Source organism: Microbacterium phosphatis (assembly GCF_049177115.1).
In the GTDB taxonomy this organism is placed as follows: Bacteria; Actinomycetota; Actinomycetes; order Actinomycetales; family Microbacteriaceae; genus Microbacterium; species Microbacterium phosphatis.
Genome location: NZ_CP185370.1, coordinates 1179123 through 1199094, shown reverse-complemented (window position 1 = coordinate 1199094; position 19972 = coordinate 1179123). Strand labels below are relative to the sequence as shown.

Annotated in this window: 20 protein-coding genes; 1 reads left to right on the top strand and 19 read right to left on the bottom strand. The window is 71.4% G+C overall.

The features are described from left to right. Nucleotides 1–109 precede the first annotated feature (109 nt). From ACOKGD_RS05630 to idi, 18 genes are all read right to left on the bottom strand, one after another. Complete coding sequence (locus ACOKGD_RS05630) at nucleotides 110–1066, bottom strand: FtsQ-type POTRA domain-containing protein (RefSeq protein WP_342335200.1); 957 nt, start codon at nucleotides 1064–1066, stop codon at nucleotides 110–112. After that, nucleotides 1063–2514, bottom strand: coding sequence for a UDP-N-acetylmuramate--L-alanine ligase (gene murC / locus ACOKGD_RS05625; protein WP_342335201.1), 1452 nt, complete (start codon nucleotides 2512–2514; stop codon nucleotides 1063–1065). The genes ACOKGD_RS05630 and murC overlap by 4 nt, the downstream gene beginning before the upstream one ends. A gap of 52 nt (nucleotides 2515–2566) precedes the next feature. Further along, a complete protein-coding gene (locus ACOKGD_RS05620; RefSeq protein WP_342335203.1) occupies nucleotides 2567–3640 on the bottom strand; it encodes a UDP-N-acetylglucosamine--N-acetylmuramyl-(pentapeptide) pyrophosphoryl-undecaprenol N-acetylglucosamine transferase in 1074 nt (357 codons plus the stop codon). After that, entirely contained in the window at nucleotides 3637–4947 is a 1311-nt protein-coding gene (gene ftsW, locus ACOKGD_RS05615; protein ID WP_421355096.1) for a putative lipid II flippase FtsW, read from the bottom strand. Before ftsW ends, ACOKGD_RS05620 begins: the two co-directional genes overlap by 4 nt. Continuing rightward, nucleotides 4895–6442: a UDP-N-acetylmuramoyl-L-alanine--D-glutamate ligase gene (murD, locus tag ACOKGD_RS05610; protein ID WP_342335205.1), complete on the bottom strand. Its 1548-nt coding sequence runs from the start codon at nucleotides 6440–6442 to the stop codon at nucleotides 4895–4897. Before murD ends, ftsW begins: the two co-directional genes overlap by 53 nt. A gap of 14 nt (nucleotides 6443–6456) precedes the next feature. Beyond that, the gene (gene mraY, locus ACOKGD_RS05605) at nucleotides 6457–7569 is read right to left on the bottom strand and encodes a phospho-N-acetylmuramoyl-pentapeptide-transferase (RefSeq protein WP_342335207.1); all 1113 of its coding nucleotides are present in this window, start codon (nucleotides 7567–7569) and stop codon (nucleotides 6457–6459) included. Further along, nucleotides 7566–8978 (bottom strand): UDP-N-acetylmuramoyl-tripeptide--D-alanyl-D-alanine ligase, encoded by a 1413-nt coding sequence (locus ACOKGD_RS05600; protein WP_342335208.1) that lies wholly within the window; start codon nucleotides 8976–8978, stop codon nucleotides 7566–7568. The genes mraY and ACOKGD_RS05600 overlap by 4 nt, the downstream gene beginning before the upstream one ends. 52 nt (nucleotides 8979–9030) lie before the next feature. Then, nucleotides 9031–10818 (bottom strand): peptidoglycan D,D-transpeptidase FtsI family protein, encoded by a 1788-nt coding sequence (locus tag ACOKGD_RS05595; protein WP_342335209.1) that lies wholly within the window; start codon nucleotides 10816–10818, stop codon nucleotides 9031–9033. Between the two features lie 78 nt (nucleotides 10819–10896). After that, entirely contained in the window at nucleotides 10897–11493 is a 597-nt protein-coding gene (locus ACOKGD_RS05590) for a hypothetical protein (protein ID WP_342335211.1), read from the bottom strand. Beyond that, nucleotides 11490–12443 carry a 16S rRNA (cytosine(1402)-N(4))-methyltransferase RsmH gene (gene rsmH, locus ACOKGD_RS05585; RefSeq protein ID WP_342335544.1) on the bottom strand — a complete coding sequence of 318 codons (954 nt, stop codon included), beginning with the start codon at nucleotides 12441–12443 and terminating at the stop codon, nucleotides 11490–11492. The genes ACOKGD_RS05590 and rsmH overlap by 4 nt, the downstream gene beginning before the upstream one ends. Before the next feature lie 124 nt (nucleotides 12444–12567). Beyond that, the gene (mraZ, locus tag ACOKGD_RS05580) at nucleotides 12568–12999 is read right to left on the bottom strand and encodes a division/cell wall cluster transcriptional repressor MraZ (RefSeq protein WP_342335212.1); all 432 of its coding nucleotides are present in this window, start codon (nucleotides 12997–12999) and stop codon (nucleotides 12568–12570) included. A gap of 247 nt (nucleotides 13000–13246) precedes the next feature. Beyond that, complete coding sequence (locus tag ACOKGD_RS05575) at nucleotides 13247–14107, bottom strand: prenyltransferase (protein WP_342335213.1); 861 nt, start codon at nucleotides 14105–14107, stop codon at nucleotides 13247–13249. After that, nucleotides 14097–14432: a lycopene cyclase domain-containing protein gene (locus ACOKGD_RS05570; RefSeq protein WP_342335214.1), complete on the bottom strand. Its 336-nt coding sequence runs from the start codon at nucleotides 14430–14432 to the stop codon at nucleotides 14097–14099. Before ACOKGD_RS05570 ends, ACOKGD_RS05575 begins: the two co-directional genes overlap by 11 nt. Next, a complete protein-coding gene (locus ACOKGD_RS05565; protein ID WP_342335216.1) occupies nucleotides 14429–14758 on the bottom strand; it encodes a lycopene cyclase domain-containing protein in 330 nt (109 codons plus the stop codon). The genes ACOKGD_RS05570 and ACOKGD_RS05565 overlap by 4 nt, the downstream gene beginning before the upstream one ends. Then, nucleotides 14755–16302, bottom strand: coding sequence for a phytoene desaturase family protein (gene crtI, locus ACOKGD_RS05560; protein WP_342335218.1), 1548 nt, complete (start codon nucleotides 16300–16302; stop codon nucleotides 14755–14757). The genes ACOKGD_RS05565 and crtI overlap by 4 nt, the downstream gene beginning before the upstream one ends. Then, on the bottom strand, nucleotides 16299–17171 hold the full coding sequence (locus ACOKGD_RS05555) for a phytoene/squalene synthase family protein (RefSeq protein WP_342335220.1): 873 nt from the start codon (nucleotides 17169–17171) through the stop codon (nucleotides 16299–16301). Before ACOKGD_RS05555 ends, crtI begins: the two co-directional genes overlap by 4 nt. Then, entirely contained in the window at nucleotides 17168–18262 is a 1095-nt protein-coding gene (locus tag ACOKGD_RS05550; RefSeq protein WP_342335222.1) for a polyprenyl synthetase family protein, read from the bottom strand. Before ACOKGD_RS05550 ends, ACOKGD_RS05555 begins: the two co-directional genes overlap by 4 nt. After that, the gene (gene idi, locus ACOKGD_RS05545) at nucleotides 18259–18825 is read right to left on the bottom strand and encodes an isopentenyl-diphosphate Delta-isomerase (RefSeq protein ID WP_342335224.1); all 567 of its coding nucleotides are present in this window, start codon (nucleotides 18823–18825) and stop codon (nucleotides 18259–18261) included. Before idi ends, ACOKGD_RS05550 begins: the two co-directional genes overlap by 4 nt. 76 nt (nucleotides 18826–18901) lie before the next feature. Between idi and ACOKGD_RS05540 the strand changes: the two genes are divergently transcribed. Then, nucleotides 18902–19483, top strand: a complete 582-nt coding sequence (locus ACOKGD_RS05540; RefSeq protein WP_342335226.1) for a MarR family winged helix-turn-helix transcriptional regulator — start codon at nucleotides 18902–18904, stop codon at nucleotides 19481–19483. Nucleotides 19484–19561: 78 nt separating this feature from the next. Here the strand turns inward: ACOKGD_RS05540 and ACOKGD_RS05535 are convergent, their stop codons facing one another. Beyond that, nucleotides 19562–19951: a DUF3040 domain-containing protein gene (locus tag ACOKGD_RS05535; RefSeq protein ID WP_342335228.1), complete on the bottom strand. Its 390-nt coding sequence runs from the start codon at nucleotides 19949–19951 to the stop codon at nucleotides 19562–19564. Nucleotides 19952–19972: the final 21 nt, after the last annotated feature.

Genomic DNA, 19972 nt, shown 5'->3' with positions numbered 1-19972 from the left:
TGAGGGTTAAAGTATTGCCCGGTATGCAATTCCTTCACTGAAGGTATGCGCGCAGATCCCCCACGCGCGGATTGGGCGTGGGCGTGTCGCCGGATCGGACAGGATCGTGTCAGCGGACGGTGATCGCGCCCGGCGACGACACGTCGTAGAAGGCGTACCCGTCCGGGGCCGCGAGCAGGACGGTCGACTTCTTCGCCGAGTCCTCCGCGCTCCCCCACAGCACCTGGGTCCCGTCGCGCAGCACGAGGGTGACGTCATCCGGGGTGGTCGCCTTCACCGAGGCGACGAGGACGTGCACGGTCTCGGGCAGGGAACGCAGCACCTGTCCGGCGGCCGCGAAGGCGGACGAGGTGAGACCGTCCTTCGCCTCGATGATCGGCAGCCCGGCGGGCTCGGCCTCGGAGGTGGACATCACCACGCCGGCCGCATCGACGACCGTGAAGCCCGCGTCGGAGCGCACGGCGCCGATGGGGGTGCGCTCGACGATGCGCAGCACCAGGTCGTGCGGCGGGCGCGCCTCGAGGGTGTACGTCTCGATGAGAGGGAAGCCGACGAGTGCGGCCTTCACCTCGCTGTGGTCGACCAGCGGCAGCGGTCGACCCATCTGCGCCGACAGGGCCTGTTGCAGGGCGGCCTCGTCGAGGGTCGCGGCGCCTTCGACGGTGATGTTCTGCACGGCGAACATCGGGCTGTATGCGGCGCCGACGCTGCCCACCACAAGCAGCACGAGCGCCGACAGCGAGACGACCCACACCATGCGCCGATGACGGGACCGTGCGGTGAACCGGCGGATCTCGGCGCGCAGGGCGCGGCGGCGCGCGCGCGAGGCGCGCCACACGTCGCGCCATCCGGTCGGGCGCTCCCCCGCGTCACCGGCGACGGGCGATGCATCGCGATCCGGCTCGCTCTCGCGGCCGGGCTCGGGTTCTGCGTGCCGCTGCCGGAACGGCAGCAGCGATCCGCGGCGGCGAGGCTCGTCCTCGAACGGGGCGAGCCCTTCCGGATCCGCCGGCGGGCTCGGCTCGGCGCGCTCCGTCGGAGCGGGCAGCGGGCCGGGGCGCCTCACTTCGGCTCGCCGCGCTCGCTCAGTGCATCGCGGACGGGGGCGTCACCGGCGGCGGCGGCACCACGCAGCGACTCCAGCACCTGCGGGATGATCTGGTACACGTTCCCGCATCCCAGCGTGATCACGTAGTCGCCCTCACGGGCGACCGAGGCGGTGTAGTCGGCGGCCTCCTGCCAGTCGGCGACGAAGTGCACGCGCTCCGCGTCGTCGAAGGCCTCGCTGACGAGCTCGCCCGTGACACCCGGGATCGGATCCTCGCGCGCGCCGTAGACGTCGAGCACCACCGTGTGGTCGGCCAGCTTCTCGAGGACGTGAGCGAAGTCGCCCGCCATGAGCTGGGTGCGCGAGTAGGTGTGCGGCTGGTGCAGCGCGATGATGCGCCCCTCGCCGACGACCGTGCGGGCGGCGGACAGCGCCGCCGCGACCTCGGTCGGGTGGTGGGCGTAGTCGTCGTAGACGCGCACGCCGCGCTCGGTGCCGTGCAGCTCGAAGCGTCGCACCGTGCCCGAGAAGCCGGCGGTGACGGCCTCGAGCGCGGGGGCCAGCTCGTGGCCGAGGGCGACCAGCACGGCGACGGCGCCGGCGGCGTTGACGGCGTTGTGCTCGCCCGGCACCGCGAGGCGCCCGGTGGCGGTCTCGCCGCGATGCGTCAGCGTGAAGGCGACCGGCCCCTCGGTGACGATGTCGGTGATCCGCAGATCGGCGTCCTCGGCCTTGCCGAACGTGACGACGTGAGGATGGCTGAGACCGGCCGCGACACGACGGGCGCCCTCGTCATCGGACGAGATGACGACCGCCTCGCGCGCGGCGTCCGCGAAGCGGACGAACGCGGCGTCGAAGGCGTCGTGGGAGCCGTAGTGGTCGAGGTGGTCGGCGTCGACGTTGGTGATGAGCACGATCGAGGTGTCGTAGAGCAGGAACGAGCCGTCCGACTCGTCGGCCTCGATCACGAACAGCGGATCCGCGCCGCTTCCGCTCGAGACGCCCAGCCCGGCGATGACGCCGCCGTTGACGAAGCTCGGGTCGGCTCCGAGACCGCGCAGACCCATGACGACCATGCCGGTCGAGGTGGTCTTGCCGTGCGCTCCGGCGACCGCGACCAGGCGGCTGCCGCCGATCAGCCAGTGCAGCGCCTGCGAGCGGTGGATGATCGGCAGCCCGCGCTCGACGGCCAGCAGGTACTCGGGGTTCTCGGGCCAGATCGCCCCCGTGAAGATGACCGTGTCGGCGTCGCCGAGGTTCGCGGCGTCGTGGCCGACGTGCACCGTCGCCCCGAGCTCCTCGAGCTCGCGCAGGTTCTGGCTGTCGGCGCGGTCGGAGCCGGACACCTTCACCCCCGCGTTCAGGAACATGCGGGCGAGGCCGGACATCCCCGAGCCGCCGATGCCGATGAAGTGCGCGGCGCCGATGTGGGAGGGGATCGGGGTGCTGAGGTCGGGTCTGATCATGGCCCTCCGAGTCTAGGCGGGGCTTCCGGGAGAGGCGCTCAGCGACCCGGGCTCAGCGCCGCAGCGCCCTGTCCACCATCGCGATGACGTTCTCGGTGCCGCGTCGCTCGCCGACCTTCTCGGCCGCGGCGGCCATCGCGGTCAGGCGCTCCTCGTCCTGCAGCAGGGGCACGATCTCGGACCGCACCCGGTCCGCCGTGAACTCGGCATCCTCGATCAGGATCGCCGCACCCGCCTCGATCGCGGATGACGCGTTGAGGCGCTGCTCCCCGTTGCCGACGGCATAGGGCACGTAGACGGCCGGGATGCCGAGCGCCGACACCTCGCTGACCGTCGACGATCCCGCCCGGGCGACCATGAGGTCGGCGAGCGCGAAGGCGAGGTCCATGCGATCGATGTAGCGCACCATCGCGTAGCCCGGCGCGCCCGGGTCGACGAGCTCCGATCGCTCGCCCGTGGCGTGCAGCAGCTGCCACCCGGAGCCGAGGACGTCGCGCCAGGATCCGGCGAAGGCCTCGTTGAGCCGCCGGGCACCGAGCGAGCCGCCGATGGTGACGAGGGTCTTCTTCGCGGGATCCAGCCCGAAGTGCGCCGCGGCCTCTGCGCGCAGCGCGGCCCGGTCGAGGTCGACGATCTCGGGCCGCAGCGGCATCCCCACGACCTCGCCGCGCCGGATGGGCGTGCCGGCGAAGGTCACGCCGACGCCCGCGGCACGACGCGCGCCGAGCACGTTCGCCAAGCCGGGGCGGGCGTTCGCCTCGTGCACGACGAACGGGATGCGCTCGCGACCGGCCGCGAGGTAGGCGGGCGTCGACGCATAGCCGCCGAAGCCGACCACCACGTCGACGCCGCGGTCGCGGATGTAGCCGCGGACACGGGCGACGGCCCGCACGAAGGCGACCGGGAACCGCAGCGCCGCGCGGTTCGGGCGGCGCGGGAAGGGCACCTTCGGGATGATCAGCAGCTCGTAGCCGCGCTCGGGCACCAGGCGGGCCTCGAGCCCCTCCTGGGTGCCGAGGACGAGGATCTCCGCATCGGGCTCCCGGCGGCGGATCCCGTCGGCGACGGCGAGCAGCGGGTTGACGTGGCCGGCGGTGCCGCCGCCGGCGAGGAGGTAGGTCGTCACGAGTCTCTCTTCCTGCCGCGCGGAGCCGGCGGTCGTGCGGACCGCGCGGTCCCGGCCGCGGCGGCGGCCCTGGCGATGGATCTGTCGGGCAGCGTCCGGCAGAACGCGAGCAGCACGCCGCATGCCGTCAGCACGGCCACCAGCGACGATCCTCCGGCCGACATAAACGGCAGCGGGACGCCGAGCACGGGGAACACCCGCAGCACAACGCCGATGTTGATGAGCGCCTGGCCGAGGATCCAGACCGTGATGCCGCCGGCGGCGACCCGGACGAACTGATCCTCGCTGTTGCGGATGATCCGGAACGCGCCGACCGCGAACGTCGCGAACAGCGCCAGCACCACGATGCAGCCGATGAGCCCCAGCTCCTCGCCGACGATGGCGAAGATGTAGTCGTCGCCCGCCGCGGGGAGCCAGTTGTACTTCTCGATGGAGTTGCCGAGGCCGCGCCCGAAGACACCGCCGCCCGCCAGGCCCCAGATGCCGTGCGACGACTGGTAGCACTCCTTGAGGTAGTCGCAGTTCTCGTCCATGAAGCTCAGGATGCGCGTCATGCGGTTCGGGCTGGTGATCGCCAGCGCCGCCACGGCGAGGCCACCGAGGATCACCGGCACCGCGAAGATCCGCAGCTTCACGCCCGAGAAGAACAGGCACCCGAGGACGATGAGCACCAGCACCATCGAGGTGCCCAGGTCCTTGCCGGCCAGGACGGTGCCGATCGCGAGCAGCGCCACGGGCACCAGCGGGATGTAGACGTGCTGCCATCGCGAGAGCAGATTGCGCTTGCGGTAGAGGATCATCGCGACCCACAGCGCGATCGTGAGCTTGATCAGCTCCGACGGCTGCAGCGAGAACCCGGCGACCCGGATCCAGTTGCGGTTTCCGCCGACCTCGATGCCCAGACCGGGGACGAACACCAGCAGCTGCACGGCGACGGCCACGCCGAGGGCGACCCAGGCGATGCGGCGGAAGAAAGCGACAGGGAGGCGGCTCACCACGAACATCACGGCGACGCCGAGCAGGGCGAAGATGCCCTGCTGGAGGCCGTCGTTGTAGGGGCTCTCGCCGTTGCTCAGCGCGCTGGCCATGGTGGCGGAGGTCACCATGACGATGCCGAAGCCGGTGAGGAGCAGCGCCGACGAGACGACGAGGAGGAACTCGACCGGCACGGGGGCGAACACCCGTCCGAGGGTGACGCGCGCCGTCAGCGCACCGGAGCGCTGGGGCGACGCGCCCGACCCGGCGGGTGCGCGGTCAGTGCCCCTCGGGGGCGGCGTCGTCGTTGCGCTCACGCTCTGCTCCCCCATCGATCCGTGCGCGGACCGCGGCGGCGAAGCGCGCACCGCGGTCGTCATAGCCCGTGAACTGGTCGAACGAGGCGGCGGCCGGTGCCAGCAGCACCACGTCGCCGTCTCCCGCCACCGCGGCCGCCAGTTCGACGGCTCGGTCCATGACCGTCTCAGTCTCGGCGTCGTCGACCTCGAAGACGGGCACCGCGGGCGCGTGTCGCGCGAAAGCCGCGACGACCTCGGCGCGCTCGATGCCGATGACCACCGCCGCGCGGGAGGCCGGGCCGCGAAGCGCGACGAGCTCGCTGATATCCACGCCCTTCAGCTGACCTCCCACGACCCAGACGGCGCCGGGGTACGCGGCGAGCGATGACGCCGCCGCGTGGGGGTTGGTGGCCTTGGAGTCGTCGACCCAGGTGACGCCGGCGTGGCGGGCGACGACCTCGATGCGGTGCGGGTCGAGCCGGAAGTGCTCCAGGGCCGAGCGGATCGCGGCGGGCTCGACCCCGAGCGAACGCGCGAGGGCGGCGGCGGCCAGGATGTTCGCCACGATGTGGGGCGCCGCGAGGTCGCGCGCGGCGAGGGCCTCGACGGTCGTCAGCTCGAGGGCCGAGGTGCGGCGCTCCTCGAGGAATGCGCGGTCGACGAGGATGCCGTCGACGAGGCCGAGATCGCTCGGGCCCGGCGTGCCGAGGTCGAAGCCGACGGCGCGGGCGCCCTCGACGACATCGGCGTCCTCGACCATGTGCAGGGTCGCCTCGTCGGCCTTGTTGTAGACGCAGGCGCTCCGGGTGTGGCGGTACACGTGCGCCTTGGCGTCGCGGTACGCGTCGAACGAGCCGTGCCAGACCAGGTGGTCGTCGGCGAGGTTCAGGCAGACGGCCGAGTGCGGCGAGGGCGACCCGGGGCCGTCGTTCAGCCCGAGGTACCAGAGCTGGTGGCTCGAGAGCTCGACGACGAGCACGTCGAAGCCCGCGGGGTCGCGCACGGCGTCGAGGATCGGCACGCCGATGTTGCCGCAGGGCGCCGCGCGCAGTCCGCCCTCGACGAGCATCGTGGCGGTCAGCCGCGTGGTGGTCGTCTTGCCGTTGGTGCCGGTGATGAAGACCCACTCGGCGGGCTCCCCCGAGGCGGCGGGCACCTTGTCGCGCACGCGCCAGGCGAGCTCGATGTCGCCCCAGAGCGGCACACCCGACTCGCGCGCCCAGGAGACCACCGCGTGCGAGGGCGGGAAGCCGGGAGACGCGACGACGACCTCGGGGGCGAAGGCGACGAGCTCGTCCGGCACCGTCGCCAGGGGCCCCTCCCACAGTCGCGCCCCGATGACGGGCAGCAGGCGGGAGTACTCCTCGGTCGCGGTCTCGGTGAGGACGAGCACATCGGCACCGAGCTCGGCGAGCGTGTCGGCGACCGAGAACCCGGTGGACGCGAGCCCCAGCACGGCGACGCGCAGGCCCTTCCAGTCGACGTTCCAGCTGGTGAGCGTATCGAGGCGGGAGGGGTCGGGTGTCACGGGAGACTCCTCGGTCATGTGCGGCTGAGCCACTCGACGTAGAACAGGCCGATGCCGCTGACGGACAGCAGGCCGGCGATGATCCAGAAGCGCGCGACGATGGTGACCTCGGGCCACCCGCGCATCTCGAAGTGATGATGGATCGGGCTCATCAGGAACAGGCGCTTTCCGCGCGTGGCCTTGAAGTAAAGCCGCTGCAGGATCACCGAGCCCGACGAGATGACGAACAGGCCGGCGATCAGGATGCCGAGCAGCTCGGTGCGGGTCAGCACGGCCATCGCCGTGACGACGCCGCCGATGGCCATCGAGCCCACGTCGCCCATGAACACCTGGGCCTTCGGGGCGTTCCACCACAGGAACCCGACGAGACCTCCCACCAGCGCGGCGGACACGATCGCGAGATCCAGCGGATCGCGGGTGTTGTAGCAGGCCTGCTCGAGCCCGGGCTCGACCAGGAGGCGGGTGCAGCCCTGGTTGAACTGCCAGAAGGCGATGAGGCTGTACGCGCCGACGACGAAGACGCCGGCGCCCGCGGCGAGGCCGTCGAGCCCGTCGGTGAGGTTCACGCTGTTCGAGAAGCCGGTGCCCAGCAGCGACAGCCAGGCGAGGTAGAGCAGCCAGCCGAGCACCGGGCCGAGGGCCAGGAAGGACAGCACGGGGATGTCGCGGAAGACCGAGATGAATCCCGTGCCGGGGGTCTGGCCGTAGTCATTGGGGAAGTTCAGCGCCACGATGCCGAAGGGCACGACGGCGATGATCTGCCCGGCGATCTTGCGCCAGCCGCTGAGGCCGTCCGAGTGGTCGTGCTTGACCTTCAGGTAGTCGTCGATGAAGCCGACGGCACCGAAGGACAGCATCATCCAGATCACGAGCAGGCCGGACGGTGTCGGGGGGTTCCCGCCCGCCCAGCAGCCGATGAGGTAGCCGACGACGGTGCCGACGATGAAGATCGTGCCGCCCATCGTGGGCGTGCCGCGCTTGACCTCGTGGTCGGGGGCGAGCACGTTGGCGCTCGCGACGCGGATGGGCTGCGCCCAGCCCCAGCGCTTGAACAGGCGCAGGAAGACCGGGGTGAGGAAGAGCGCGAAGGCGAGCGAGATCGCGGCGGCCGTCAGGAGTGATCTCACGAGAACGATTCTCCCAGACGATCGCCGAGGAACCTGAGTCCGGCGGCATTGGACGACTTCACCAGCACGGAGTCCCCGGCGCGCAGCTCGGTGAGGAGGTACTCGAACGCGGCGTCCGCGTCCTCGAAGAAGACCGCCTCGTCGCTCCAGGAGCCCTCGGCGATGGCGGCGAGGTACAGCGCGCGCGCCTCCTGACCCACCACGACGATGCGCGGGATCCGCAGGCGCACGGCCAGCAGGCCGATCTTGGTGTGCTCCTCGACCGAGTGGTCGCCGAGCTCGCTCATGGCGCCGAGCACGGCGACCATCCGCTCGTCGGGGCCCGTGATCTGCGCGAGGGTGCGCAGCGCCGCCGCGACGGCGTCGGGGCTGGCGTTGTACGCGTCGTTGATGATCCGGATCGGCGATTCCGCGACGACCTGCATGCGCCAGCGCTCAGCGAGCTCCATGGTCTCGATCCGCTCCACCGCGGTCGCGGGAGAGATGCCCAGGGCGCCGACGGCGGTGATCGCCGCCAGGGCGTTCTTGACGTGGTGCGCTCCGAGCACCTTGAGGTGCAGGGGCAGCTCGGCGCCGTCGACGGTCAGGGTCGTGCGCGTGCCGGACGCGGTGACCTCGAGGGCGCCCGAGCGCACGTGGGCGGTGTCGCCCTCGCCGAACCAGCGGATCTCGAGCCCGCGCTCCTCGGCGATCGACGCCATGCCCGCCACGCGGCGGTCGTCGGCGTTGAGCACCGCGACGCCACCGGGGCGCACTGCGCGGACGAGCTCGGACTTCTCGCGCACGGTGCCCTCGATGCCGCCGAAGCCGCCCGCGTGCGCCATGCCGACCATCAGCACGATTCCGACGTCCGGGGTGACGAGGCCGGCGAGGCGGCCGATCTGGCCGGGCGCGTCGGCGCCGAGCTCGCAGACCAGGTAGCGCGTGTCGTGCGTGATCCGCAGCATCGTCAGAGGCGCGCCGACGGCGTTGTTGTACGAGCCCTTCGGCGCGACCGTCTCGCCCTCCGGGCTCAGGATCCGCGCGAGCATGTTCTTGGTGGTCGTCTTGCCGTTGGAGCCGGTCACGCCGACGATCTTCAGCGCGCCCCCGGCGCGCACGCGGGCCACGACCTCGCGGGCGAGCTCGGCGATCGCGAGGACGACGTCCGGGACGACGATCTGCGACACGGGCTCATCCACCACCCGCTCGACCAGCGCGAGCACCGCGCCGCCGTCGACGGCGCGGCCGACGAACAGGTGGCCATCGGTGGACTCGCCCGGCTTGGCGACGAAGATCGCGCCGGGCTCCATCGCACGGGAGTCGGTGTCGACGACGCCCGAGACGACGGTCTCGGGCGTGTCCGCACCGTGCGGGTGAAGGGTGCCGGAGACCGCTTCGGCGATCTCGGCGAGGGACAGGGCGATCATGCGAAGGGGCACCTCCGTGACGCGCTGCCGCCCGCGCGGGCGAACGGTCGCATCACTTCAACATCGGGAGCACGGTCTCGGGCTCTGAACGGCCCGGGACGATGCGGTAGGACTGCAGGACGTGGGTCATCGCCTTCTGCAGGGCGGGCGCAGTGGCCGCAGACGAGGTTACCCGCTTCGGCTCATCGAGGGTGATCATCACCACGTACTGCGGATCCTCCGCCGGGGCGAAGCCGACGATGCTGGTGAAGTAGACGCCGGCCTTGTAGCCGCCGTTGCTGTCGGTCTTCTGCGCCGTGCCGGTCTTGGCGGCGATGCTGTAGCCGGGCACACGGATCTGGTCGGCGACGGACGACTGGAACGCCACGTTCTCGAGCATCAGCTGCATGTCGGCGGCGGTCTTCTCGCTGATGACGCGCTCGGAATCGCGCTTCTCGGGGGTCGTCACGGTGCCGTCGGGCGCCGTGCACGACTCGACGAGGCTCAGCGGCACGCGCACGCCGTCGTTGGCGATGGTCTGGTAGGCGCTCACGACCTGCGGCACGGTGGCCGTGAAGCCCTGGCCGAAGGTGGTCGTGTAGTGGGTCTGCGGATCCCATTCGGAGGGGGGCCGCATGAACCCGTTCTCCTCGCCGGGGAAGCCCACGACGGGTCCCCCGGTGATGCCGAACTTCTTCAGCCACTCCCAGCGCTTCACATCGGGCAGCAGCTCGCCGAGGTGTGACAGCGCGACGTTCGACGAGTCGATGAGGGCGCCGGCGAGCGTGTAGGTCTGCACCGGGTGGGAGTGCGAGTCGCCGAGCGCGGCGCCGTTCGCGAAGCGCTCGAAATCGCCCGCCGTGACCGTGGTCATGGGGTTCGCGACGCCCTCCTCGAGCAGCGACGCCGCCGTGATGGCCTTGAAGGTCGAGCCCGGCTCGAAGGTCGTGCCGAACACGGCCGAGCCGCGGTGCGCCGGGTCGGTCGCGAGCACGTCGTTCGGATCCATCGCGGGGTACTGCGCGGCGGCGCGGATCGCGCCCGTCTTGACGTCGACGACGGTCACCGTGCCGGTGACGGCCTTCTGGTTCTGCGTCTCCTCGGCGATCATCTGCTCCATGTACCACTGCAGATCCGAGTCGATCGTCAGCTGCACCTTGCCGCCGTCCTGGGCCGGGGTGAGCTTCTCGGACCCGGGGATGCGAACACCCGAGTCGGCGCCGAACTGGTACTTGACCGAGCCGTTCTTGGATTCGAGGCAGTCGTTCTGCCAGCGCTCGATGCCCGCGAGCGCCTCGCCGTCGCTCGATTCGAAGCCGATGAGGTTTCCCGCGACCGCGCCGTTCGGATAGGCCCGCGCCGGCACGGCGTCGTAGTCGAGCGCGGGGATCTCGAGGTTGCGCAGCGCCTGATACTGCGCGGTCGTGACGCCGCGCGTGAGCTGCGCCCACTGCGATTCCGGCTCGGTGGCCTGCTTGTCGGCGACGATCTTCTTGATGCTGTCGGGCGTCATGCCCAGCACCTCGGCGATGGCCGAGGCCTGCTCGTCCCACGTCCGCACGTGCTTCGTGCCGTCGGCGTCCGTGATCTTCAGATCCTTCGCCAGCGTGGGATCGATGTTCACGTCGTACGTCATGGTGGAGCTTGCCAGCACCACACCGTGCTCGTCGACGATCGACCCGCGGTTGCCCCACAGCGTCTCGGCCGTGGTCATCTTGCTGCCCGCGTCCTCCACGTGCTCGGCGGCGTGCACCACCTGGATGTCGACCAGCCGCAGGACGAAGCCGCCCAGGACCAGCAGCACGAAGCCGGACGCCACCATCGTGCGGCGCCGTGACGAGCGCTTGGCGATCGGATTCATCGTGTGCTCCCTGGCGTGCGGCGGATCTCGGCGATCAGTGGTCGGTCGGGTGGTGGAACGGGGATCCGGTCCGGAGGGTCAGCGGGTGGTCGGGCTCGGAAGACCCTCGGTGACGGGCGGAGGCAGCTCGGCCTTCGGCGCGTCGGCGACGGGGGCCTTGGTCTCCTGCTTCTTCCCCTCGATCGTCGCCTCCGGGTCCGTCGTCAGGGGGCGCTTGTCCAGCAGCGCGTTTCCGACGGCGCCGCGACCCTTGGCGTCCACCGTGGAGGCGGATCCGGCGGCCGCGCCGTCTCCGATGATCTGCCCGTCCGACAGCCGCAGGAAGCTCGGCGCGCCGTCGATGACCATTCCCAGTCCGGCGGCGTTCGCCGCGAGGTACTGGGGCGAGCTGAGGCCCGCGACCTCGTCGCGCAGCTCCTGCGCCTGCAGGGTCGCGGCGCGCTTGTCCTGGTTGAGCTGGGCGAGCTCGTACGACGACTGGGTCGTGAGCACCGACAGGCTCATCTGCGCGACCGCGATCGCGACGGCGCCGCCGAAGGCGACGATGGCGTATCCGACCTTCGGGCGGCGACGCGGTGCGGCGGCCGGGACCGCCTGCAGTCGACGCTGCGGCGCGCGTTCGGGGGCCGACGACGGGCGCGGCGCGGTGACGACCGCGGCGTTCGCAAGACTCATGACGCCTCTCTCACTCGCTCGATGGCGCGCAGGCGCACGGGCTTGGCACGGGGGTTGCGGGCGGCTTCCTCGTCGCTGGCGAGCTCGGCGCCCTTGACGAGCAGACGGAACTGCGGGGCGTGCTCCGGAAGCTCGAACGGCAGGCCCTGGGGCGCCGTCGAGGTGGTGGCCTCGGTGAACAGGCGCTTCACGAAGCGGTCCTCGAGCGACTGGTACGACAGCACCACCAGGCGTCCCCCGACCGCGAGCGTCTTCAGCGCGGCCGGGATCGCGCGCTCGAGAGCGGCGAGCTCGCCGTTGACCTCGATGCGCAGCGCCTGGAACACGCGCTTGGCCGGGTGCCCGGCGTTCTTGAGCGCCGCCGGCGTCGCCGCCTGGAGGATGTCCACAAGCTGTCCCGAGCGCTCGATCCGGCCGTTCTGGCGCGCGGCGATGATGGCCCGGGCGTAGCGGCCGGAGAGCTTCTCCTCGCCGTACCGCTCGAAGATGCGGCGCAGGTCGCCCTCGCCGTAGGTGTCGATGACGTCGGCGGCGGTGATGCCCTGTGTGGGGTCCATCCGCATGTCGAGGGGCGCGTCCTGCGCGTAGGCGAAGCCGCGCGACGCGTCGTCGAGCTGCAGCGACGAGACGCCGATGTCGTAGAGGACCGCGTCGGCGTGGTCGTAGCCGGAGGCCTTCAGGGCCTCGGCGATGCCGTCGTACACCGTGTGCACGAGCGAGATGCGGTCGGCGAAGGGGGCGAGCCGCTCGCCGGCGATGCGGAGGGCATCCGGGTCGCGGTCGAGGCCGACCTGGCGGATGTGGGGGAAGCGCTCGAGGAAGGCCTCGGAGTGGCCGCCCATGCCGAGGGTGCCGTCGACGTAGACGGCGCCGTCCTTCTGCAGGGCGGGGCCGAGCAGCTCGACGCAGCGCTCGAGGAGGACGGGGATGTGGATGTCGCGGATGCTCATGATCGTCATCTCGGGCTCGTAGGTGGTGTCGGGGCGCTTTCCCCGGCTCTGATCCCCATCCGCTGGACCTGGCGCAGGGGAAGGGCGTCAGGGCTGCGGCTGGGGGTCACAACCGGGGAGGCGTCTAGAACAGGCCCGGGATCACCTCCTGTTCCATCTCCGAATAGGTCTCCTCGTTGCTCTCGAGGTACGAGTTCCAGGCGTCCGCATCCCAGATCTCGGCGTGGGCTCCCACACCCGTGACGATGAGCTCCTTCTCGAGCCCGGCGTACGTGCGCAGGTGCTGCGGGATCGTGATGCGGTTCTGCCCGTCGGGCGTCTCCGCGCTCGCTCCCGACAGGAACATGCGCAGGAAGTCGCGCGCCTGCTTGTTGCTGAGCGGGGCCTGCCGGATCCGGTCGTGCACCTGCTCGAACTCGGAGGTGCTGAACACGTACAGGCAGCGCTCCTGACCGCGGGTGATGACGATGCCGCCCGCGAGCTCCTCGCGGAACTTCGCCGGCAGGATGACGCGACCCTTGTCGTCGAGCTTGGGGGTATGGGTACCCAACAGCACTGGCCATTCACCCCCCTTGTCCGGCCGATCCCGAGGTGTGCCCCACTTTACTCCACTTCCCCCCACTTACAAGGCCCAATCGCGCCTCTTTCTGGGAGTTATGGCGTTGTGAGCCGCGGAATTCCGCGGTGGAGGGCCGGTGGGGGCCGGTGGAGGGATTCGAGCGCGAATTGCGAGCGCGACCGCGCCTCACGCCGCGCGCACGAAAAAGCGCCGACCCGGAGGTCGGCGCTTCGTCGAGGGGGCGTCAGGCGGTGCTGATCGCGAAGACGATGAGCAGCATCGTCACCACGAAGCCGCACGCGTAGTTGATCCAGAGGAAATGACGCCAGCCGCGGTTCGCGCGGGCCGAGTCCTCGTCCGCCACGCGGGCGTAGGGCGCGGCGGCGCACAGGTACGGCACCGCGAGCAGCGCGGCCCACGCCCCCGGTGATCCGGTGGTGAGCATCAGGAGGCCGGCGGCCGTCCACGCGGCGAGCGCGAGCCGGACGGTTCGGGCGGCCCCGAGCACCGTCGCGATCGACGCGATGCCGGCCTCGCGATCCGGGACCACGTCCTGGACGGCGCCGAAAGCGTGACTCGCCAGGCCCCAGAGGAAGAACGCGCCCAGGACCGCCAGCAGCCCGGCATCCGGGGCCCCGCCCGCAAGCGCCACGCCGTACGCGGCCGGGCTGACGAAGTGCACGCTCGAGGTGACCGAGTCGAGCACCGGGATCTCCTTGAACCGGAAGGGCGGCGCGGAGTAGGCGACGACGGCGAAGAGGCTCACCGCGAGCACCGCCCACGACACGGGCGACCCCCACACGACCAGCAGCACCACGAACGGAAGGCAGGACAGCGCGGACGCCCACAGCACGGCGCGATGCCGATCCGGTGTCAGCAGCGCACCCTCCACACCGCCCTTGCGCGGATTGGCCAGGTCGGACGCGTAGTCGAAGACGTCGTTCACGCCGTACATCGCGAGGTTGTACGGGATCAGGAAGAAGATCGTGCCGACGATCAGCGCGGCGTCCACCTCGCGCGCCGTGAGGAGGTACGCCGCGGCGAACGGGTAGGCCGTGTTGATCCAGCTGAGCGGACGAGAGGCGGTCAGGAGATCACGGAGCACGGCGCTCCCCCGTCGGGTCGGCGGCGCGCAGGCGCGCCCAGATGGCCGGGAGCAGGATGGCCGCGGCGAGCGGGTACGCGAAGTCCTCGATGGGGGCGGCGCCGATCCGGATGCCCGAGATGTGCGCGTCGTCGTAGGCGAACAGGCCCGCAGCGATCATCACGTTGTCGAACACCGCCGTGAGCGCCACCAGCACCGCCGCGGCGACCGCGGTCGCCGCGAACGAGATGCCGCGCCCACCCCGACGGCGCGTGGCCCGGTGCAGCACCGCCGCGGCGACGAGCGCCACCGCGAGGAACGCGGCGCACAGCAGGAGGTAGGTCATGCGAGCCGCTCCCACCGGCGCGCGAGCAGGCGCTCGGCGCCGCACACGAGCACCATCGTCAGCTCGCACAGGAACAGCAGGAACACCGGCTCCTCCACGGGGAGCTCCGGGGCGAGCAGGATCCCCGTCATGAAGTCGGTCTCGGCGCGGAAGAAGATCCCGAGGCCGATCCCGAGGAGGTCCCAGATCAGGAAGAACGCCAGCCCGATCGCCAGGACCACCAGCGCGGCGCGCGGCGAACGGCCGAGAAAGAGGCGGTGGCGCAGATCGAGAAGCACCATCCCCGCGAGCGACACGAGAAGGCACCCGAGGTAGACGAAGCTCACCGCGGCTCCTCCAGCGGGCCGGCCGACCGGTCGCCGCGCAGACGCTTCAGCACGAGCTCTGCGCTGATGAGGCACATCGGCAGGCCGATGCCCGGGATCGTCGTGGCACCGGCGTAGAGCAGGCCGCGCACCCGCGACGAGGCGTTGCTGCCCCGCAGCACCGCGCTCTGGCGCAGCGTGTGCGCGGGGCCGAGCGCCCCGCCCCGCCAGGCGCCGAACTCGCGCTCGAAGTCCTCGGGGCCGATGCTGCGCCGCACCACGACGCGCTCCGCCAGATCGGGGACACCGGCCCAGGCCGAGATCTGCGCGATGGCGGCGTCCACCGTCGCCTCCACGGCCGGTGCGCCCGCCCCGTCGATTCCGCCCGCGCCGATCCCCGTGTCCGCGGGGACCGGGATCAGCACGAACAGGTTCTCGTGCCCCTCGGGCGCGACGTCGTCGGTGGCGCTCGGACGGCAGACGTAGAGCGACGCCGGATCCGGGATCCGCGGATCCGATCCGTAGATCGCGTCGAACCCGCGCTCCCAGTCGCGCGTGAAGAAGAGCGTGTGGTGCGCGAGCTCGGGGAGCTCGCCCCGGACGCCCAGGAGCGCCAGCACGGCCCCGGGGCCCGGATCGCGCCCCTCCCACCAGGAGTCGGAGCGCGTGCGGTGCTCGGGATCGAGCAGCTGCTTCTCGGTCACGTGGAGGTCGGCACTCGAGACCACAACGTCGGCCGGCAGGTGGAGCGTGTCGCCGTCGCGCGTCTCCACGTCGACACCGGTGGCGCGCCCGCCCTCGACCGTGATCCGCCGCGCGCGGTGCCCCGTGAGCAGGGTCGCACCGTGCTGCTCGGCGAGCCGGGCGATGGCATCGATGACGGAGCCGAAGCCGCCGCGCGGGTAGAGCACACCCTGGCCGATGTCGAGGTGGCTCATCAGGTGGTACATGCTGGGTGCGGCCGCCGGCGACGTGCCGAGGAACACCGCGGGGTACCCCAGGACCTGCTGGACACGAAGGTCGTCGGAGTGACGACGGATGTACCGGTCGAGCGGCTCGGCGAGCAGCCGCGCCAATCGCGGCAGCCGCGCGAGCATGTCCCGCCCGAGGAACGGGCGCAGCGACTCGTAGGTGCTGTAGAGGAAGCGCGAGGTGGCGAGCTCGTACGTCTCGGCCGCGGAGGCGAGATACGCGTCCAGGGCCTCGGCGGAATCAGGATCGAGGGACACCAGCGCATCGCGGGCTCCCGAACCCGGGAGGTCGAACGGATCGCCGCCGCCCTCGAAGTAGACGCGGTAGCCCGGGTCGAGGCGCACGAGATCCAGCTGCTCGGCCGCGGAGGTGCCCAGCAGTCGGAAGAAGTGGTCGAAGACCTCCGGCATCAGGTACCACGACGGTCCGGTGTCGAAGGTGAAGCCGTCGGAGGACCATCGCCCGGCGCGCCCGCCGAGCTCGTCGCGCGCCTCGACGAGGGTCACGTCGGCGCCGTCCTTCGCGAGGAGCGCGGCGGTCGCCAGACCCGAGATCCCGCCTCCGACCACGACAGCGCGCTGCCGCGCGGTCACCGGGGCACCCGCCCCAGCGCCGCGCGCCCGAGCACGCGGAGCTTGACGCCGGTCGGCACCGACACCCGGCTGCGCCGCAGCTCGGCGGCCGGCGTGCGGCGGAGCTCGTCGTTGAGCCGGGCGAACAGGCCCGCCGCGGCGGCGGTCGCCCGACGAGAGCGCGGCGGGAGGCGCACGATGGCGGCACGGGCCACGGCCAGGTCGGCCTCGATCTCGCGCACGAACTCGTCCTTGTCCCGCTCGGTGAACCGCGCCGGATCGACGCCGGGCAGATACGTGCGGCCGAGCCGGTCCACGTCGTCGCCGAGATCCCGCAGGAAGTTCACCTTCTGGAAGGCGGCCCCGAGCCTGCGGGCGCCCTCCTCGAGCTCCTCGTCGATGATCATCCCCGGATCCTCCGTCGCGAACACCCGCAGGCACATCGAGCCGACGACCTCGGCGGAGCCGTGGACATAGCGTCCGAACGCCTCGCGATCGAAGGTCGCGATCCCCTCCGCGTCCGTGCGCATGGATGCGAAGAACGGTCTCACGAGCTCCTCCCCGATCCCGGTCTCGCGTGCCGTCACGGCGAACGCATGCACCACCATATTCGGGCTGAACCCGCGCTCGATCGCCGCGAGGGTCTCGCTTTCGAGCGCATCGACAAGCGCTCTCCTCTCGGCGGCGTCGATGCCCGCGTCCGAGGCGGGCCCGTCCACGATCTCATCGGCGACGCGGACCAGCGCGTACACGTCGGCGATGCGATCGCGGACGCCGCGCGGAAGAAGCCGGCTCGCCCACCCGAACGACGTGGAGTACGCCCCGATGATGCGGGAGGACGACGCCCGCGCGGTGCGCGTGTAGAGGTCGAGTCCGGTCGGGGGCGTCATGCGTCGCGCTCCGCGCACATCCGGGCGATGCCGCGCAGCTCCTGGCGGAGGGCGTCGGGCAGGGCCGCGTCGGCGATGCGCGCGTCGACCTGCGCGACCTGGGCGGCGATCAGATCCTCCACCTGCCGCAGGGCGCCGCTCGCCACCAGCGCGCCGCGCAGACGATGGGCGTCCTCGGGGCCGAGCGACCGGCTCCCGAACAGGTGCTCCACCTCCCGCCACTCGGGCTCGCCGTCGGCGAAGGCCACGAGCAGCGTGCGCTTGCCCTCGCGCAGATCGCCCATGGCGCTCTTGCCCGTTCGGCCCTCGTCGCCGAAGACCCCGAGCACGTCGTCGCGCAGCTGGTAGAGCAGGCCGAGGCCGGTGCCGATCCGCCACAGCGCGTCGGCGGTCGCGCGATCCGCTCGCGCGAGCACCGCGCCGGCGCGCAGCGGGGCGGCGAACGAGTACGCGGCCGTCTTGTGCTCCATCATGCGCCGGATGTCGCCGGCGGCCGAGGGCATCACTCCGAGCGCGAACCCGATGTCTGCGTGCTCTCCGGCCGCCGTGAGGAGCAGGGCGTCATCCACGATCTCGTTGAGCTCGGCCCGGGCCGGGCTGTCGAGCCCGGCGATCAGCGTGTGCACGCCGCTCAGCAGCAGGTCGCCGGCCAGCAGCCCCGAGGCCGACCCCCAGGCGGTCGCGTTCGCCGTGGCGACGCCGCGCTCGAGCGCCTCCCCCGCGAACTCCCCCGCGAGGTTGGGGCGGCCACGGCGCAGCAGGTCGCCGTCGAGCACGTCGTCGTGCAGCAGCAGCGCGCTGTGCAGCACCTCGAACGCCGCGGCGACCACGGCCGCCGATGCGCGATCCGCGCCGCCGAGCGCGTCGTGGGTGAGAAGGACGAGCCGGGGGCGCAGCCGCTTCCCGCCGCGTGCAGAGAGGGCGGCCCGGCGCCAGAGGTCTGCCGCGGTCAAGCCGAGCGCCTCGGCGCGCGAGATGCGGGCCGCGAAGTACTGCTCGATCACCTTGTCGACGCGGTCGCCGTCCGTCGCGTCCTGCGTCGGGTCGTCCTGCGTCGCCGTGGCCGGGGTCGTGGTCTCCTGGGCGGTCATCGCGCCGGCTCCTTCCAGGCGGCCGCCGTGATGCCCGCGCCGTCGCCGGACATCTCGCGCGCCTGCAGCACCAGCCAGGGGCTGAAGGCCCAGGGCGCCGCCGTCAGCGCGGCCGCGAGATCCTCGGGGCGCACCCACTGGGCGTCCATCGCCTCATCGGGGTCGAGCACGGGCTCGCCCACCGCGATCGCCGTGTAGACGGGGCAGATCTCGTTCTCGACGACGCCCGACGCATCGACCGCGCGATAGCGGAAATCCGGGAGGACGAGACGGAGGTCTCGCAGCTCCAGTCCGAGCTCCTGAACCGCACGCCGCTCGACCGCGGATGGGATGGGCTCGAAGGGCTGCGGGTGGCCGCAGAAGGCGTTGGTCCAGGTGCCGGGCCAGGTCGACTTCGTCAGTGCGCGACGGGTCAGCAGCAGTCGTCCGCTCTCGTCGCGGACATGACAGGAGAAGGCGAGGTGAAGGGCCGTCTCGGCATGGTGCACGGTCGCCTTCGGGGCGACGCCGCAGGGGTCCCCCTGCTCGTCCAGGAGCACAACCCGCTCTGTCACGTCGCCCACTTAGCTCTCCTCGTTAATTACTAGCTTGGCTAGATACATGGTTACCATATATCTAGACGCCGAGTAATCTGTGCTCGTGGATGACGAGACGCCGGTGACGAGGATGCGCGTCGTGATGCATGATCCGCGCACGCTCGACCCCGAGCAGGAGCTCGTGGATCGCACCCGTCTGTCCGACGACGAGGTGAGCCAGGTGGTGCGTGTGCTGGAGGCGATGCGCCGCTGGCGCACGACGGAGCGCGCCATGAGCGAGGCGTCGCAGCGGTACATGAAGCTCGGCGAGACCGACATGCGCGCCCTGCGCTTCCTCATCGCCGCGCAACGGCAGGGAATCATCGCGACCCCCAGCTCGATCGCCCACCACCTCGGCATCTCGACAGCCTCGATGACCCGGCTCCTCGACCGTCTCGCCGACGGCGACCACATCCGTCGGCTGCCGCACCCCACGGATCGGCGCAGCCTCGTCATCGAGGTCACGGAGGAGACCCGCCGGTCCGCCCGGGCCAGTGTCGGGCGGAGCCATGCCCGTCGCTTCGACGTCATCGCCGCCCTCAGCGAGGGCGAACGGGATGTCGTCGCCCGGTTCTTCGACTCGCTCGTGGCGACCGCCGACACCTCGGGCGGACAGCCGGAGACTCCCCCCGCCCCGACACAGTGAAGGCCGCCGCAACTTCGAGTTGCGACGGCCGCCATAAGCGATGAGGGGCTCGCGGTCTGTCATACGCGAGGCCGAAGGCTAGCTGTCGCCGCCCTGTCGGCGGTCCCAGCGGTCGTTCATGCGATCCATGAAGGTGCCCTGACGGGGCGCTCGCGAGGGTTGCGCGCCGCCGGACGTCGCGGTGGGGACGGCGCCCTTGACGGGCGTGACCGCGAGGATCACTCCGCCGAGCATCGCGGCGAAGCCGACGACGCCCAGGATCAGCCCCACCGGCAGGCTGGTGCCCCACAGGGCGATGCCGGCGATGACCGCGCCGAGACCGGCGAGCACCACCAGCGCGCCGATGATCAGGTTTCGGTAACTCAGTACCTGCGGCCCGGCGGGCGCGCTGACGACATCGGCGTCGTTCTGCATGAGATGGCGTTCCATCTCATCGAGAAGGCGCTGCTCCTGTTCGGAGAGTGGCATCGGATCCCCCTCATGTGATGA

Coding starts and splice junctions, on each gene's coding strand:
- ACOKGD_RS05570 (WP_342335214.1), bottom strand. CDS start 14,432: ATGACCTACCTCCTGCTGTGCGCCGCGTTCCTCGCGGTGGCGCTCGTC.
- ACOKGD_RS05535 (WP_342335228.1), bottom strand. CDS start 19,951: ATGCCACTCTCCGAACAGGAGCAGCGCCTTCTCGATGAGATGGAACGC.
- ACOKGD_RS05600 (WP_342335208.1), bottom strand. CDS start 8,978: ATGATCGCCCTGTCCCTCGCCGAGATCGCCGAAGCGGTCTCCGGCACC.
- murC (WP_342335201.1), bottom strand. CDS start 2,514: ATGATCAGACCCGACCTCAGCACCCCGATCCCCTCCCACATCGGCGCC.
- ftsW (WP_421355096.1), bottom strand. CDS start 4,947: ATGGGGGAGCAGAGCGTGAGCGCAACGACGACGCCGCCCCCGAGGGGC.
- ACOKGD_RS05590 (WP_342335211.1), bottom strand. CDS start 11,493: ATGAGTCTTGCGAACGCCGCGGTCGTCACCGCGCCGCGCCCGTCGTCG.
- ACOKGD_RS05595 (WP_342335209.1), bottom strand. CDS start 10,818: ATGAATCCGATCGCCAAGCGCTCGTCACGGCGCCGCACGATGGTGGCG.
- ACOKGD_RS05550 (WP_342335222.1), bottom strand. CDS start 18,262: ATGACCGCCCAGGAGACCACGACCCCGGCCACGGCGACGCAGGACGAC.
- ACOKGD_RS05555 (WP_342335220.1), bottom strand. CDS start 17,171: ATGACGCCCCCGACCGGACTCGACCTCTACACGCGCACCGCGCGGGCG.
- rsmH (WP_342335544.1), bottom strand. CDS start 12,443: ATGAGCATCCGCGACATCCACATCCCCGTCCTCCTCGAGCGCTGCGTC.